The sequence below is a fragment of the Acinetobacter sp. NRRL B-65365 genome (assembly GCF_001605865.1).
Lineage (GTDB): Bacteria > Pseudomonadota > Gammaproteobacteria > Pseudomonadales > Moraxellaceae > Acinetobacter > Acinetobacter vivianii.
Genome location: NZ_LRPD01000009.1, coordinates 81,830 through 99,411, shown reverse-complemented (window position 1 = coordinate 99,411; position 17,582 = coordinate 81,830). Strand labels below are relative to the sequence as shown.

Genomic DNA, 17,582 nt, shown 5'->3' with positions numbered 1-17,582 from the left:
CAATATGAAAAAGCTTCTTTCTATCACGCTGATCACAGCACTGTTTACCTTAACATCTTCTGTTTATGCGAAGACAAAAATTGCGCTCATTTCACAGCTCAATGGCGCATCTGCTTCTGCCGATGTATCTATTCAGAAGTATTTACAGACTCAAGGTTATCAAGTTGAGCTCCTTGATCAATCTGTTTCGCCAAGCAACTTAAATCATCCTGATCTGGTCATTCTTTCTTCAACGGTTGCGTCCAAAAATTTAAAATCAGGTTGGCGTCAACTCCCGATTCCACTGATGACGTGGGAAAATGATTATCTCGATGATCTGGCGATGACAGGTAAACGGATCGATACTGATTTTGGTGAAGTTGAGAAAGAACGTTATTTGTGGTTGGTCAATGCACCGCATCCCCTATCGGCGAACCTTCCTGCGGGAACGCGCAACGTTTATAAAGCACAGGCACCCATGAGTTGGGGCAAGCCGGGATTAGGTGCCACCATTATTGCAACGATTTATGGTCAACCAGAAAAAGTGGCCATCTGGGGTTATGAAAAAGGTGCAACCATGGATTATGAATCTTTGGCCCCAGCAAAAAGGCTGATGTTCTTTCTCAATAATGAGACTTTTCCCAATCTTTCAGAAGATGGTCTCAAACTGTTTGATGCCTCAGTGCAATGGTTATTAAAGAAATAGACCTAAAAATCGACTCGTGCTTTCCTAAAGGATGCATCAAATTTCAGCCCATGGCCCAGCAAATGCTTAGGATTTTTTGAAGATAGAACCCTAAGCTTTTGGGCAACGCTGTTATAAAAAATATTCCCAGATCACGTAGCCAATGCCAAAGCCTAAAAAGGCATATAGTGTAATAATGAAGAACACAAAACTGGCATTATTCTTTTTTTTCAAAAAACTCATATCGGTACCTTTCGCTTTGCTCAATTCATATTGTTATAGTGCAGGAAGGTACAGAACAAGAAAAGACACAGAATTTTGCAAAAAAAATATAACAGATTGATATAAAACTTGAGAATTGTTATGAAAAACAGCCCTGAATATATGTATAGGAGACATGAAAAACGTCTTTCTCATACATTCAGGACTGCTTCAAACGCGGTTATTAAGCGACTCAGTAATCAAGTTCGAAGATGAGGATTTTCAAGCGGCAGATCATCGACTAAGTGCTCATCAAAAATATCCGTCAGCATGCTGTCATAACGTTTGGCATTGTATTGTAAAAGCGATTCTGCCTCAGTAGTGCTAATAAAACCTGTTTCAATCGCATTGGCAATGTGTTCTTCAAAGCTTAGCCCTGCAAACTGATCTTTTGACTCCGCTTTTTTAAATTTATTCCACAACGGTTGCAACTGTAACAGACTTTGGAAAGTAGACTCCATCCGTCCCATTACATCATTTGCATCCGTCGTATAATAAACATGTTGTTTGAGCTGATCTCGGAACGCATGCTCTTGCATCATCAATTGCGCCACTTCCTGTTTCAATTGATCCGATGGTGCCGCAATTGGACGACCAAATGGGAAGCAAATTAATTTCACCATACAGGCTGCAAGTTTCATTGGGAAATTATCATAGAAGCTGAAGAAGGCTTCTTGCACCTGATACAAGGCTTTATTCAACGCTAATTCGGCATGTTTCTTTTCTGCCTCGGTTCTTTGTCCATGCTCATAATATTTCAAGATCGCAGTGGCGATAAATAAATGCGCATGAATATCAGCCAAACGCCCAGACAGCATTTCTTTACGTTTTAAATCACCCGCCAAAATCCCAAGCGCCATATCTGCCGTTAATGCAAAATCAGCACTGAAACGGTTAATCGTACTGTAATAGCCTTTGGAAAAATCATCAGCTTGTTTAGAGCCCTCATCCGAACCGCCTGTAATCGAAAATGCAACAGCTTTAGCGGCACGATTGAAGGTATAGGCTAAATGTTTAAACAATAATGGCGAAAATTCCTTAAACGCGGCGGCTTTATCTTCCGACTGCAACAACTGCAATTCTTCAAACAAATAAGGATGGCAACGCATCGAACCTTGACCAAAAATCATCAACGAACGGGTCAGAATATTTGCCCCTTCTACCGTAATTGCCACTGGAATCGATTGATACGTCAATGCAAGAAAGTTACGTGGGCCTAACTGAATCGCTCGACCACCCACCACATCCATACCGTGATTGACCACCTTACGCATGGTTTCAGTCGCATAGTATTTGGCCATTGCCGTCATCACCGCAGGCGTTCCACCTTGGTTCAAACCACAGGTCACCAGATAACGGAATGATTCCAACATATAGGCATCACTGGCGATATCACTGGTCGCCTCTTGTACCCCTTCAAAATGCCCAACCGAGATTTTGAATTGTTGGCGCACACTGGCAAATGCACCCACCAGCAGATAGCTCATTTCCCCTGCCGCGGTTGCCAAAGCAGGCAGTGAAATACCACGCCCTACGCCTAGACATTCCATCAACATACGCCAACCTTTACCAGCATTTTGCTGCCCGCCAATAATCCATTCCAAAGGAATAAATACATCACTTCCCTCAACCGTACCATTCATAAACGGCGCCCCTGGATTATGTCGCGGACCAATCTGAATGCCTTCATGATCGGCTGGAATCAAGGCACAGGTAATACCATATTCCACTTTGCTTTTGTCGCCCAATAAACCTTCTGGATCATAAAGTTTAAAAGCCAAGCCGATCACGGTTGCAATCGGAGCCAGTGTAATCCAGCGCTTAGAGAAATTCATTTTTAAGCCCAGAACTTCCTGACCTTGGTATTGCCCATAACACACCACACCCGTATCTGGGATCGCACCTGCATCCGAACCCGCTTCAGGGCTGGTCAATCCAAAACAAGGTACTTCTGTACCATTTGCAAGGCCGGGTAAATAACGTTGTTTTTGCTCTTCTGTACCATAGTGCAGCAACAATTCACCCGGCCCAAGCGAATTCGGCACCATACAACTTACCGCAGCAGTCAGTGAGCGAGAAGCAATCTTGCTCATAATTCGACTTTGCGCAAAAGGCGTAAATTGCTTACCACCAAATGTTTTTGGAATAATCAAACCAAGGAAGCCATTGTCTTTAATGAATTGCCAAACCTCAGGCGGCAGGTCTTTTTCCTGATGATGGATCTGCCATTCATCCAACATCGAACAGAGCTGTTGTACTTCATTATCTAAAAATGCCTGTTCTTCTGTAGATAAGACTGGATAAGGATATTGATCAAACTTTTCCCAATCAGGTGCCCCCATAAAGAGTTCTTTCTCCCACCAGCTTGTACCTGCGTCCAATGCCTCTCTTTCCGTCGTACTCATACTCGGCATGGCATTTGAAAGCACTTTAAAAGCGGGTCGACTGATCAACGCATCACGTAACGGCGTAATCAGGAGAATAATACTCGCGATGATGATGGGCACACCCAGTAACAAACTCCAAGGCGTAATCAAAACGCTACACAGAATGGCAGCTACAATCGCCACCACACAGCCAATGGTTCGCGTAGCTTCAAAATAAAAGAGAGCCCAAATAACAAAAAGCTGAATTAATAGGCCAAGCAATATGAATAATACAATCATGTTTACTCCTTTGGCTCAGATCGGCATACAGCAGAAATGAGAAACGTTGAGTGAATTTATAGTTGAGATAATTCTTTAATAAAATGATTGTTTTTTATTCTACATATCGGGTCAGTATTTGCTCGCTTAACTACTAAAATTTACATAAATTCATCGAGATGACACTAAACAGTTTTCTCATTCATAATCTAAACATTAAAAACTATTTCCAAAAAAAATTATGAAAATAACTTATAAAAATTAGCACTAATCATAATAAATATTATTTTTGTGTTTTTAGAATATATAACGCTTACTTCGCTAAGAAAATTTAAAAGACAAAATATCTAAACAATATATGCCAGCAATTCAAGAAATATTAACTTAGAACCATTAAAAAGTAAACTTAATCACATTAATTACCCCATAAGCTAAGATACAAAAAATATACTATTGATAACAAAAACAACTCACATTAAAATATAAATGCAATCATTTTAATATCCAAACCATGAACAGAAATAATAAAGATTTTTTAAACAGGGGTTCTGTATGTGCATCTCTTTCATTGATGATCATCGATTATTGCAAATTCCACCAGTTAAAAATTCCAGCTGAGTGCAACTTGTATCATTTAGAGGATAGAATCCCATTTAATATATGGTGCAACATTTTAAATAAGGTTCAAGATCAAAGCAAAATAAATGCACTTGGTTTAAAGATTGCAGATTTTATTAAACCTTCTTACGCAGGCATTATTTCTTATATGGTTTTCTCAAAACCGACGTTACTTGATGCGATTCCAGATTTTATTAAATATATCCGTTTAGCGTATGACCTTAATTTTTTATATTTTCAGGTTAAAAATGCCGAAATAGAGTTTTCATGGGACGACCATCTGGGCCAGCCGGGATTAATCGTTGATGAATGCGCTATTGCACTACTCATTAACATTGTCAAACGTTCAATTGCGCCTTATCAAGCACCGCTCAAGTGTATTAACTTTCTGTATGAACCTCCTGAAAATATTGAGTTTTATCGGCAGTACTTTGGTTGTCCAGTCAACTTCAACTCTCCAACGACCTCTATCGTTATTTCACTGGAAAATTTGAAAAATATTCCCTTATCTCAACCAGATCCTTATCTTTATCAGATATTAAAGACACATGCTGACCTCCTCGTAGATAAATTAGGCACTTATAACGAATTTGAAAATAAAATCAGATTATGTATAACCACAAATATTAGAAATAAAAAAATCAGTCTTGAAATTATTGCTGAACAAATGAGTATTTCGCCTAAAAAGCTTAGGGAAAGACTATCAGAATATGGTTATAGCTTTAATTCACTACTCGCAGATGTCCGCTTTGATCTTGCAAAAAAACACTTGCTTGATAACACATTAAACATTAATCAAATTACTTATTTACTTGGATATTCAGAACAAAGTGTATTTCAAAGAGCTTTTAAAAGTTGGAGTGGGTTAACCCCACTAAAATGGAGAGAGGAAAATAAAAACCTCTCAAAAACTTCCTAATTTTTGGTTACATTAAAATCCATCTATAACAACTCCATTTCGATCAACTTTACCATGATATATATGACCATCATCGCCAATTAATGAAAACTCAATATAATCAAAACCATCTATGGAATTTTCAAGCATATATCGTCTTTTACTCAATGGACTGCTCATCATATCCATTTCCTGAATGATATTCGTTTTTTCACCCTGATAAACCAAGCTTATTCGAGCAAAAGACAAGTGATAAGCAGAAGAATTTTCACAAACTAATACAGCTTTTTCCTCCTGCCTTTCGATAGAGAACTTTAGTTTTTTTACAAGATCCTGCAATTTCATTTTCTGAAGCCCCTTCGGCCTATAAAAAACCTTAAGTTGTGTATTCATCGCAAAATCAAGTTTGGCATGCGCGTCTGCCCCTTCTTTTTTTACGCCAGGGATTTCATATAAATTTAGCCAGATGACTGATTCTTTATTGGGTGGTAACGCCGCGCCATTGTAAAAAACTCTTAAGGATTGAATGCCTGCTGGCTGCATACGAAAGACAGCTGGTAATATCACAAAAGGACTTTTTTCATATTCTGGATTACCACTTCCATCATCAAACCATGCTTGTACCACAATTGGATAATCATTTATGTTTGCGATGATCAAGGTTTTTTCTCGAGTACCTTCTTCATAAATAATTCGGCTGGAAGACGTCGCCAACCCAGCTGTCGCGTCTGCACTGATAAAAAATAAGAAAATACTGAAGATAAAAGCTAAAGATCTCATTGTATTTTCACGACCACATAAGCTGTAGAGTAAATTGTTCCACTAGTAACGGGTTGTGCACCATCAATCCGTTTTAGATCAGCAGTAAGAGGAATACGATAGGTCGTATAGTCTCCAGCAGTACCCATCGATTGAGCATGATCTAGTACTGGATACCAGCCCGCTGTATTCCCTTGCGGGTAGGTGACTGATGGGTAACAAAGCTGATTGTTATCGGGACCACAAGTCCTGTTATAAATATCACGGTTAGAATCAGGTAAAGTACCAGTTGCACCCGGTTGTCCTAATAAAGTCAAATAATCATTAGTCCCTTGATATTTAATATAAATACCAGCATTTTTTGCCCGTGTAGGGTTACTCAGATAGTCATCTGACAACAATGCAGTTACCCCGTTATTAGAATTCACCAAGGCAGGAGAAAAGTTCTTTGCTGCCTCATAAGCCCCGTGAGATGCCTGAATGGCAATCGCGACTTGTCCTGTATTCACGCCAGACTTTGAAGTCGTTTCAACATGATTATGACAATCCACCAAGACTTCAAAATCTTGACTAACATGATTTCCGTTATTTAACTGATTGATGGTAGTGGTGCCAAAATTTACATAAGGGCTAACATTATTGACTTTGCAAGCTACACCATCATTTATCAGGTGAACCGCATCATATAATGTGTATCCAAATCCATTATCCGCTCCCCAAAACCGATAGGTTGAAATATCCGTACTATGGGTTACACCTACGGTATCGTGTGGGAAGCTTACATATTCATCTCCAGTTTCACTCCCTCCAGAATGTGCAGTGCCTGTATGGCCCAAAGTAATATAAGAAGAAGGTTGGGCACAATTGTAATTTCCAGATTGCCCCATTCCCCGATCATTTCCACTCGCATTAGAAGGCGTCGTCGTAAGATTACAATAAGCATTGGCAGCACTAATATAAGGAGGCTGACCATTTACACGAATCAGTTCAAACTGTAAAACAGGCACATGCTTTAAACGGATACAATGCCAGCCTGCTTGGCATTTATCTTTTGCTGCACCCGAAGGAGTATTCAAATCAGCTGTTTCAAATGCTATAGGCAGTTCAGTCCACTGGGGTGCAAGAGCCTCACCATTCATAATTTGACGGATGCCAACGCCTTTAAACCACGTATAAAACACATTTTCTTGTCCGCCAGCATCATCGGAATTCACCTTAAAGTAACCGCCAACTCGATCATCTCCATTGACCGAAGTTAGAAATCGAATTTTGCTCATATCCGTATCTGGGGAGCATGCCCATAACAGACTTTCCGCATGCGCATTTCGAATTTTATATTCCGTTGGAGGAACCGCCGCTTGAGCCAATACACTACCAGCAGGTTGAATCGCAATATCCATCAAATGAATATTGCCAATACGAATCTTTGCAGCGTGACCATCTTCTGTCTGGGTGATAGGCCGTGTATTCGAATAGCCCGTATAATAGGCACCACTTTGCCAATCAACCTGTTGGCAAGCAGCCCAACCTATACGACTCATCCCCAGAATCAACACCAATAAAATAAAATGTATAATTTGCTTTTTCATCTTTAAAATACCATCTCGCATTGAGCACGCTGTTTGATCAATGGTTGTTTTAACTGCTCATCATCAAGTTGATAATTCAAACGGCATTGTTGATTCTCTAACGCTCCCCATTTCAATATCAGCCTACCTTGTGGTTGCTCTGCGCGAAAATAAACTTGTCCAGACTGCCCTACCATACCGATTAGATTGTCCTGCTCATCAAGCACATCTGCCCCCATAGGGACATTTTCCCCTGTGGCAGTTTTAGTCTGGAGCAACACGCTATATCCATAACGTGTTTTAAAATTGAGTTTTACCGCTGCGCCAGCATAAGGTGCGACTCGCTGTTCCCCGCCTTCTAATTCAACATTTTCAGCCATTCCATGAGGATCAAGCGCAATGGTGTTGTAATGGTAAGGATTAATACTTGGAATTAGGGCATAACCAAAACGATCAACTTTACTGTAAGGCGAACTCACAATACTGGCTCCTTTTGCCCCTTTGGCTTCAATTAAAGCAAAGGTATCACCCAGATAAGGCCCCAATGTAACTCCACCAGAATGCGCAGCCAAAGCGCCACTAAAATTGATTGAAGCTTGTCTATAGTCATCGCTGATTGCCGTATTCAGTCCGACCTGCATGACTGGCAATCGCTTATATAAACCAGCCGTATAGGCTTTCTGCTCGCCCCAGTCTGTCAACGTCGCCCCCAGACTATAGCTGAGGCTATAATCTTTATCTAAAGCCCCTGTAATTCCAATTTGGTGGTTATCACTGTTATTGCTGCGGTTATAATTTGTATTTAATTGCGGCGTACTTGCTGAACGTTCACGCCCTAGCGGCACACTAATGCTAATTCCCCCAAAATTATCAAAGCGTTCTTCTTTGATGGTTTTACCCGTTAAAGTATGCGTACGCTGTCGGGTATAGTTCACATTCAAGCTAACGATGCCAAAAGTTTTCATATAGCCCACCTGATATAAGGTATCTCTTTCACGACCGTCACGATAATCCTGTGTTGAGCCAGAAAGATAAAATGAACCATAGTCTCCAAAGCTTTGGCTTAAACCGACCTGAAAACGGGAACGTTGCAAATAACCATATGAACTCCAGCTATCCTTATTTTCCCATGCATTACGAATACCCAGCACATCATTTAAATCGCGGAAACCTGAAGTGGAATAACGATAACCAGCAATCGAAATCACCGTATCTGTAGGCTGAAAGGTTTTACTGTAATTGAGATTTGCCATCCAGCCATCAAGATATTGATGAGTGTCCATATTCGGTAGTTTTGCTCGCGAATAAGTAATATTTGAACCAAAAGCACCATATGAACCTCCAACAACTCCCCCCAATGCCCCTGCCTGATATCCACTGGCAACACGCAATCCCCCATTTAATGTCATTAAATTATTTAAACCATATTCATAAGTCAGGTCAGCAAAGCCCACGTCTTTTGTATTCGCCAAGTCTGTTCGTCCAACAATAAAATTATAATTGGATGTACCTTCACGCAAAGAAAGTGGAACGGCGGCATAAGGAACCTCATTACTATGGGTGCTACCATCTGCCTCAGTGACTACAACAGTCAGATTTCCGCTATAACTGGTGGGATATAGATCCTTAATTTCAAAAGGCCCCGGTGCAACTGTGATTTGATAAATTTCTTTATTGTCTTGTCGTATTGAAACCTTGGCATTACTTTGGGCTGTTCCCCGAATCACAGGCGCGTAACCACGTAATGAGCTAGGTCTCATTCGTTCATCTGTTGCCAGACTTAAACCTTGGAATGTCAAGCCAGAAAAGAAACGTCCAGAGCTATATAGCTGCCCTAGAGAAAGTTGGGAATGCAACTGATCAATTGGTCTTTGTACATAGCTACGCAAATGGTTCCATTCACGATCATGTTCATTATCAATACTTAAACTGGATTGCTGCCGATACTGCCATTTCCCCAAATTTATTCCACCACTTAAATTTAAGAAACCCGAATCCCGATCAAGATGCTTGCCATATATATTCTTGGTATTTGTATAGTAATAATTTCCAGTATAGTTAATAAAACCAATACTTTCCCCAGCGTTCAACTCGCTTGGTTTTACATATCCTCTTGGCATATTTTTCATTAAGCTTTGCGGGATAGTGAGATTTAAGCGGAGTAAAGAAAAATCAAAATACACGGTACTTTCAGGCGCCACAGCTTTAAGAGACAAACATTCCTGATCTGTCTCTTGTGTTCCCGCGCTCACATTTTTTTTGCGCTGTTCTTGTTGCTGACGATAATCCCAACTTCCAACAATGCCCGCATTTTCTAATAAATCAGGTATTAAGCAAGGCTCCACGCCCTGTATGTTTTCTTTCAAAGGTCTGAATTCAATCGCGCGGCGCTCAATAAAACGATTATTGACATACAGATCAACTTTATAAATTCCAGCCTCAACCTTCTCTGCTTCGTTAAAACGCTCAATCATGTTCTGGCTTAATGTATTTCCCTTAAATAAACCAGGAGCAAATTGATAGTCATTTAAATCATTCGAGTTTTCAATTTCAGTTGCTTGCGCCAAAGGTGTATACAATAAAAATGCCGATAAAAAACAAACAAAATAATTTGAGTTGTTTGTCCAGAATTGATACTTTTTCATCAAATATCCCTTCAATTCTAACGAGATATTTGTGGTGAAATATCATAGGGATCCGTTGCACCATAGTCATTTACCATTCGGACACTGACACTCGCCAACTGATGGGCAGGAAGTCTTTTTTCCAGTAACCATTTTCCCTTAGACTTCGGTTCAATCATTTGAACAGATTGGGCTTGTATGATGTGTGTTCCTATCTTGACGCTGGCTTGGGTCAAATTCGCATAATAGCTACTTGGATTGTCTATTTGTAACCAGCTTCCCTTGGCATCATTTAATAATTGGAAACGAAGATTACGGGCAACATCCTCGATTTTATCTGGCAAGTTTTTAGGTCGATAAAAGACTTTCAAACGATTTTTGACGATCAGAACCAGTTTATTTTCATTAATTAAATCTTTTGATAATGCTGGCGTTTGTTTAAAGTTTAAATAAAAAATTGATTCACGATCTTGAGGTAAAACATCTTCAGGTAAATAAACCAAACGCGCCATTTGTCCCTGATGGGCATTGACACGAAAAGCTTGAGGACTCACTAAGAAAGGTGCATCTGCGCTTTCAGGTGTAGACTTATCATTACCTTGATCAAGCCAGACCTGAACCAGATATGGGATTTCACTTTTATTACTAAATTGAAGCGTTTTTTCTTTACTCTCCGCATCAAAAATAACCCGCGTACCTGTCATGATCACATTTGCAAAACAGGAATGAATCGATAGCCCCAAGACAAAAAATACTGAAAAAAAATGTCGAAATAAAATATAAAAATGCTCAGACATTCGTCCACACCTTCAATTAAAGGATCAAAGAAAGGACCTGACATATGACTAACTGTCCGTACGCATATGTCTGGATTTTTTTAGTTATGGATAAATGACTTCATAATCCGCAACCGCTGTGACACTTCCCGCAGTCGTAGCGCCAGTTGCATAATATTGAGCTGTTAATGGAACAGTTGCTGTACCCCCTGAAGTTGTTGTTTGTTCAGAAACACCAATACCCCCACTAAATACAATTGGGTTTCCTCCAGCATTACCATTCAGTAGCTGCACAGCAACATTAGATGCTGTACTTGAAGCATTAACGCCTAAATTAGTACCTTCAGGATTATGCGCAGCAAAACGCACTGCCACGTCATCAGCAATCGCGCTACAACCTGAAAGATTTACGGTAAAAGATGTTGCTCCAGCAGTATCACCAGAAGCATTTAGATCACCTGTTCCTACTGTAGGTAACGTTACTGTAGGACTCGCTGTTCCGCCAACATCAACAGTACAAGTGTTCGCCTCAATCGTTCCTACAAACGTAATTGTCTCTGCTGCTACAGTTAAGTTTGCTGTCCCCAATGTAATTAAAGCCATTGTTAAAAACTTAATTTTCATAACAACTTCCTTCAAAAATAATTAAAATTAATGAATAAAAAGAATATATTATGTGCTTAGATCCGCCCTTTACAGATTTTCAGCACACGATATATCCATAAAAAAATATTACCCAAAATTACAAAAGTTACATTGATAGTTTGGAACTAAAAATTGACATTTTTTATGAGAAGAGTTTTGTATTAAATTTCTTAAATTGTATTTATAAGCTCTTATTACTTTGAAAAACTAATATTTATTTCATAAAGAGCAACCAACTCGTTTTAAGCTTCCTGATATGATGACTGGTAAGCCAAGCTAGCCCTATATCTCATGCACAAATAAAAAGAGGAAACTTTAGTTTCCTCTTTTTATTTAACTACAATGCAGCCAAATCTTAAATCAAACTCACAATCAGCAGCAGTCCGAATAAAGCAGCCGCGATCACATTGGCCTGTAATAATTTTTTAGGGTGATAAGTCAATAACAGCCCTACCGCCAAAGCAGCAAAGGTGATACAACCCAACCATTCTGACAAACCGATCGAAGCACCTTTTAAATATATTGCAGTTACAGCAGAGAGCAACAAAATACTCCACCCTACAATTTCAAAACGTCTGCTATTTTGAGCCGAGATTGGGGAGGTAAAAATATCGCGTTGATGCTTACTCATTCCGCACGCCAGACTCGATAGCGCCACCACGGCAACGCACCACAACATCCATGCTGCCATTATGCTTGCTCCTGTGCCGACTGAGCCTTAGGCTGTTTTTTCTGCTTAACCGGTAGACCTTGATAACGCTTTAGTTTGTAATAAGAATAGATAAAGATCAGCCCTAAAATAATGCAAACCAGATCAAAACTGGCGATCATCCATTGTCCATGATAAATACTCATCCATAATGCCTGCCCACCTGTAACGAAGTTCAAAATTGGGATAAACAGGAACATCGCGGCAGCCAAAGCCAGTTGCTCTAGCCAAGCTGGACGATGTGCCCGAACAGCCGCATGAACCAAGCACAATAACCAGACAATAAAGAACACATTAATTTCTAAGGATGAGCGTTCAGCCAATTGTGCGGGTATAACCCGATTAGCAAAGAAATAAGCTGCACAGGCAATTGGTAAACCTGTAATCGCTGTAATATTCAGAACTTCAACCACACGATGTCCAAAGGGTTTATAACCAAGCTTTTGTACATCTGGAATGCGCTTCACAACCCATAAAATCAAACCGGAAGCGATCATCATCGTGCCTAAGACACCTGATAAAAATAACAACCAGCGCAAGACAGAATCCACTCCACGTGCCATATGCAACCATGTCACCAACGTATAAATAGCTTTTGATGTCGAATTTACGGGCTTGGCTTCATCAATTGGTTGCCCAGTTACCGCATTAAACTTGAGTGAAGGAACACTTTCACGATCCAGCAAGGTGGTGGTATGCGTGGCATTAAATTGCACATCAGCTTCAATAGTATTCGGTTTATTCACTCGAATAGAGGAAATCGGATTATCGCCCCAACTCTGCTGCACGCTTTGGCTCAATGTTGTCAAATTCACCATCGGTGCTGCGGCAAGTACTGGCGCTGCCTGTTCGGCCTCACCTCGACGGCCACCACCTCGATTGCCACGTCCTTCTTCAGCTGCTTCTTTCTGCTTTTGCTCTGCCAGTAAACGTGCTTGTTCAGGTGTTTGGGCAACGGGTTCATTTAAAATCTGATAAAAATTTCGAACATTGCCATAGTGCGTGTTCATTGCCCATGGCATAAATAAATGCATCAAGAGCAACAAACCACTAAAGGTAATCATGATATGAAATGGCAAGGCAAACACAGCCGTTGCATTGTGGGCATCCAGCCATGAACGCTGGCCTTTGGCAGGACGGAAGGTAAAGAAATCCTTGAAGATTTTTTTATGGGTAATAATGCCACTGATAATCGCAACAAACATCAACAGTGTCGCAATACCAACAATCCAACGCCCCCAAATTCGCGGCATACCATAAAGTTCAAAATGAAAGCGATAAAGGAAACCACCGCCACGCGTTTCTCTGGCTTTAATTTCATGACCAGTTTGTGCATCCAGATAAATTTCACCACCACGACGTCGCCCTTCACCTGGCTGACGGACATTCAGCATAATGGCTGGCTGTCTTTCATTGGCAAAACGGATATTCCAGCTCTCGGCACTTTGTCCTTTTTGATTTAAATATTGCAGTGCATAAGTTAATTGTTGTTGCTGTGAAGTGGTATTCACGGATTGATGCAGTTCTGGTTTCATCCAGACTGTAATTTCATTTTGGAAGAAACTCAGTGTTCCCGTGAGAAAAACGGCATAGAGCAACCATCCCAGTAAAAGACTGGTCCAGGTATGTAACCATGACATTGATTGGCGTGGGCCTTCATTTTTACCATCTACACGCATGACCTTACCCTTTTAAAATCCAATACAACACTGTCATCGCCAGACTCGGTATCACCACACCCAACCACACTTTCAGGGTTGAATTGACCATAAATACCCAAATGAATATGGCGCAATGGATCACAAAAGCCAGCATGGTCATGCTAAATACGGCACTGGCTTTGAGGGGTTCCGATGAAAATAAATAACCACTCAACATCGTTGCAATAGCGGCAAAGTAATATCCCCCAAAAATTGCGAGTACAAAACGTGAAAAAATCATCAATCGATATTGAATCAATGATGATTGTTCAACTTGTTTTTTAGTCGTCCGTTTTGTGGAAACCAAAGGAATCGAGGCTTCAATAGTCATAAGAGATACCAAGAAAACTGCTGATCGTTTGAAATCAACAACACTTCTATATTCAGGAGAGCGGTCTATAAGAAAAATTAAGATTTAAATCATTTGAGAAATCACAGATCCACGCATGGACAATGCCAATGTTGTGTCACCTCTCATCTCATTCTAAATTTCTACCCTTCGTAACTTAAGGTAGGCAATTGCCTGCACATCCTTTTCTCAGGTAAAAATGAAAATAAATTTAGATCAATCTTAATTTATCCTTAAAAAATTCAACGAATAATACACAAAATCAACAAAAAGAACAATAATGATAATAATTATCATTATTTATAAAAATACTAATTCTAAGCTTTGAACAATGAGAAAGGATTGTCTAGAACCTATTTTTAAATAGATAGTTATTTGTTTTAATTAATAAAATGGAGTGAACCGTATAAAATTTTATTTACTACATGGATCAAGAGGATCTTATTCTGTCAGTTAACAATTGAAGAGCTCATCCATACATCTATTCATGAATAGCCTCCCCTCAATCAAACTTAAATCGCTGCTTAATGATTTGCATCACTTTGCTTAACTTATCTTGCGGTACATATGGCCTAGCGACTAAAAACACATACATTTCCGACCTGAAATCCTGAATATCCAGTACCGCTAAGGTGTTATTCAGTTCATTGTAATATTCAAAAAACGGCTGTGGAACCAAGCCAATGCCTTCATATTTCTCTACAAAATCTAACTGTGATTTGGTGCCAAAAATTTCATGTCTGATATGTAGCTTTTTCCCTTGGCTCATCAGTCGATTATTTAAATCTACTCTGAAACCACATCCTTCTGGATTTAACACCCAGCCCGTACGATTACAGTCATCTAGACTCTTATACTCTCGCACCATTTCTTTACGCCCAATAATCACCAGCGGCACGGTTCCCAACAAAGACCAGTTCTCTTTGCTATCTGGCGTCTGGCTCGTAGGCAATAAAATGACTGCTGTATCAATTTCATGATCATTCAATAATAGAATTAAGCTTTTCCCCCATCCATTCACAATTTCAACTTGCTCAAAAGCATCGACAATGTATGGAGATAAACTACTGTTTAATGTATGTGGAATGCCCACTCTTAAGTCAAAATCAGTTTTTACTTCCTGTATATTTTCATTCAAAAACTGAAAATTACTGAGCTGTTTCAATTCAGCCAATACATGAAATGCTTTAAAATAAAATTTATGTCCTAATGGTGTCAGCTGTAAAGGCCTTGCTTTTCTATCAAATAGGATAAATCCAATTTTTTCCTCGAGTCTGCTAATATTTTTAGAAATGACCGACTGACTTACGCCAAGATTCTCAGCAACGATTTTAAGGTTTAAATTTTCAGCGGAATAAACAAAAATTTCCAACTCTCTTGCACTGATCATAAAAAAACCACAAATTAAATTTTGTGAATTATATGGAACAACAATTAAAAAAATAGGGTTTTATTATTAACTCATGATTGGTTGAATTTTTTAATTAAAAATTTAAAGTGATGAAAAAACTAAACTTTAATGTTTAATAAGCTCATCCAGATAGATAGAAACCATCTTATGTTTACATTTACTCAACAAACAGTCTTAAAAACACTACAAAATAAGATAAATTCTCATTATTGATTCCATGTAGGAAACAATTAAGTGAATTTATTTCAAAAATACCTCTGTTTTTTTAATGTTATATTGAGCTTCGTTTTTTAACTAGAAATTAAAAAGGAGAGACCAATAACGCTTGAGAATTCCTTAGAGAATATAGTGAAAACATGATTCACTATTCAAATTTCTAGTTGAAGATTAATTGTTAAACTTTCTCAGATCAGCGCAAATGAAAAGAGATTCTTCAACTAGAAATTAATTTAACAGTTATACGACTAAAATATTAGCTATCTATTTAACCATTAAAATAATAGTGAATAAAATGATATCCCCCAATAAAGCAGAATATCATTTCAATTAAAACTTAAAAGTATAAGTCGACAAAATTCTATTTTCTACAAAATCGGTTCCTGGATTATTCCCTGCACCATATTTAATATCAGCACGAATATGTCGCCATTCAAAACCAAGACCTTTGAATTTTCCTTCAGGTACGGTGTAATTGATAATGACATTTTTCTCGGTTTCTTTATTGTCCTTAAAACCTTCCCGATAAATTTCACTACCATTCAGATAACGTAAGGTCAGTTTTAGCCCAGGTACGCCATGATCCTTAAAGTCATAACTATATAAGATATGCCACGTCAATTCTTTTGCTTTGTAAAAAGCAATAGTAGACCAACTCTGTAAATAGGCTTGAGGAACGTAACCATTTAACAGTGGAATATTGTCCTCTCCCATATGCTTTTGCAGACCAGTCACAATGGTATGTGGCCCATTCTGGACACTGGCTTGCAAGCCAATTGATTGAGTATCAATATCACCAAAGTAAGCGTCGCCATCCTCTTTATAATTAAAATAGCGCGCATCAACTTTTAACTTGCTGTTTTTAACCTGCTCTGTATAGGCAGCATTGACATAATGTTGTTGGTAAATATCTTCAAGCTGACCAAACCAGTAAGCCCCAGATAAATTCGGCGTGAAATTATAGTCTAGCCCTAGAAAATTGAGTCCATCGCTTCTTTTCGCTGGATCTGTCGAGTTACCTAAGGTGAATTTTCTATACTCATCATCATCGCGTGCATTGACATGAGTAAAACGTCCCGCAGATATTTTTAGATTCTTCACATCTTTATTTTCTAACATTGCCCCCGCATAGGTCGTAACCAGTTGTCGTGAGTCATCAATAAATAAAACAGGTGTTTTAGGAAAAAGCTCCCCCACTTTCAGCTCTGTATTTTGATATTTTAGTTTTAAGGTCGCACCGAGCTTTAAGTAATCACGTTCTTGGCGTCGCTCATGCTGATCATATTTAAACACCATATCTAACCGTTCATCATAACGGTCATTTAAACGCAGCGCATATTGAAAGCCTAAATCCAAACCGACTTGTATCGGTGTGTCGGTATAACCTGATACGAAACGTCCTGACACACCTTGTGACCAGCTGCCCAAGTCTTGATTGGTACCTTCAAAATCACGCTCGACATAGAAATTACGTAAATAAATACTCTTTTCACTATCTTCCAAGAAATCAGCATAAGCGGCATTGACATTGAGACAGCCAAAAAGAGTATATAAAGCAACGCGCTGTGCTTTATACAGCGTATTCAGTTTTAACATGGGAAATCCTTTCCTGAGTATTTAAAATTCTTGTTACTGCAAGTAAAGTCTTGCTACTTGCCTTGTTATTTAGACCAAACTTCCATTTCCTTTAAATATCCGAAATCCAATAAAATATATTTAAAGAAAAGTCTAAGCTGCAT

14 protein-coding genes are annotated in these 17,582 nt (G+C 39.1%); 2 read left to right on the top strand and 12 right to left on the bottom strand.

The features are described 5' to 3' along the window. The first annotated feature begins 4 nt into the window (after positions 1 to 4). Positions 5 to 685: a hypothetical protein gene (locus tag AWW72_RS06100; RefSeq protein WP_062846738.1), complete on the top strand. Its 681-nt coding sequence runs from the start codon at positions 5 to 7 to the stop codon at positions 683 to 685. A 111-nt stretch (positions 686 to 796) separates the two neighbouring features. Here AWW72_RS06100 and AWW72_RS19300 read toward each other — a convergent pair whose 3' ends face one another. Together AWW72_RS19300 and AWW72_RS06095 are read right to left on the bottom strand one after the other, a co-directional pair. Further along, a complete protein-coding gene (locus AWW72_RS19300; protein WP_155858542.1) occupies positions 797 to 907 on the bottom strand; it encodes a hypothetical protein in 111 nt (36 codons plus the stop codon). A 218-nt stretch (positions 908 to 1,125) separates the two neighbouring features. Next, entirely contained in the window at positions 1,126 to 3,591 is a 2,466-nt protein-coding gene (locus tag AWW72_RS06095; protein WP_062846737.1) for an acyl-CoA dehydrogenase, read from the bottom strand. A 490-nt stretch (positions 3,592 to 4,081) separates the two neighbouring features. Here AWW72_RS06095 and AWW72_RS06090 point away from each other — a divergent pair, with 490 nt between their 5' ends. Next, complete coding sequence (locus AWW72_RS06090; protein ID WP_081410366.1) at positions 4,082 to 5,107, top strand: AraC family transcriptional regulator; 1,026 nt, start codon at positions 4,082 to 4,084, stop codon at positions 5,105 to 5,107. Between the two features lie 12 nt (positions 5,108 to 5,119). Here the strand turns inward: AWW72_RS06090 and AWW72_RS06085 are convergent, their stop codons facing one another. From AWW72_RS06085 to AWW72_RS06040, 10 genes are all read right to left on the bottom strand, one after another. Continuing rightward, complete coding sequence (locus tag AWW72_RS06085) at positions 5,120 to 5,866, bottom strand: fimbrial biogenesis chaperone (protein ID WP_081410365.1); 747 nt, start codon at positions 5,864 to 5,866, stop codon at positions 5,120 to 5,122. After that, complete coding sequence (locus AWW72_RS06080) at positions 5,863 to 7,434, bottom strand: fimbrial protein (protein ID WP_249409147.1); 1,572 nt, start codon at positions 7,432 to 7,434, stop codon at positions 5,863 to 5,865. The genes AWW72_RS06085 and AWW72_RS06080 overlap by 4 nt, the downstream gene beginning before the upstream one ends. Before the next feature lie 2 nt (positions 7,435 to 7,436). Beyond that, the gene (locus AWW72_RS06075) at positions 7,437 to 10,058 is read right to left on the bottom strand and encodes a fimbria/pilus outer membrane usher protein (protein WP_062846734.1); all 2,622 of its coding nucleotides are present in this window, start codon (positions 10,056 to 10,058) and stop codon (positions 7,437 to 7,439) included. 17 nt (positions 10,059 to 10,075) lie between these two features. Beyond that, positions 10,076 to 10,834, bottom strand: coding sequence for a fimbrial biogenesis chaperone (locus AWW72_RS06070; RefSeq protein ID WP_081410364.1), 759 nt, complete (start codon positions 10,832 to 10,834; stop codon positions 10,076 to 10,078). A gap of 84 nt (positions 10,835 to 10,918) precedes the next feature. Further along, on the bottom strand, positions 10,919 to 11,437 hold the full coding sequence (locus AWW72_RS06065; protein ID WP_062846733.1) for a fimbrial protein: 519 nt from the start codon (positions 11,435 to 11,437) through the stop codon (positions 10,919 to 10,921). Between the two features lie 376 nt (positions 11,438 to 11,813). Next, positions 11,814 to 12,149: a DUF3325 domain-containing protein gene (locus AWW72_RS06060; protein WP_062846732.1), complete on the bottom strand. Its 336-nt coding sequence runs from the start codon at positions 12,147 to 12,149 to the stop codon at positions 11,814 to 11,816. Further along, positions 12,149 to 13,846 (bottom strand): PepSY-associated TM helix domain-containing protein, encoded by a 1,698-nt coding sequence (locus AWW72_RS06055; RefSeq protein WP_062846731.1) that lies wholly within the window; start codon positions 13,844 to 13,846, stop codon positions 12,149 to 12,151. Before AWW72_RS06055 ends, AWW72_RS06060 begins: the two co-directional genes overlap by 1 nt. Positions 13,847 to 13,850: 4 nt before the next feature. After that, a complete protein-coding gene (locus AWW72_RS06050; RefSeq protein ID WP_062846730.1) occupies positions 13,851 to 14,198 on the bottom strand; it encodes a DUF3649 domain-containing protein in 348 nt (115 codons plus the stop codon). A gap of 520 nt (positions 14,199 to 14,718) precedes the next feature. After that, positions 14,719 to 15,606 (bottom strand): LysR family transcriptional regulator, encoded by an 888-nt coding sequence (locus AWW72_RS06045; RefSeq protein WP_062846729.1) that lies wholly within the window; start codon positions 15,604 to 15,606, stop codon positions 14,719 to 14,721. A 567-nt stretch (positions 15,607 to 16,173) separates the two neighbouring features. Then, entirely contained in the window at positions 16,174 to 17,439 is a 1,266-nt protein-coding gene (locus AWW72_RS06040) for an OprD family outer membrane porin (RefSeq protein ID WP_062846728.1), read from the bottom strand. Between the last annotated feature and the right edge of the window lie 143 nt (positions 17,440 to 17,582).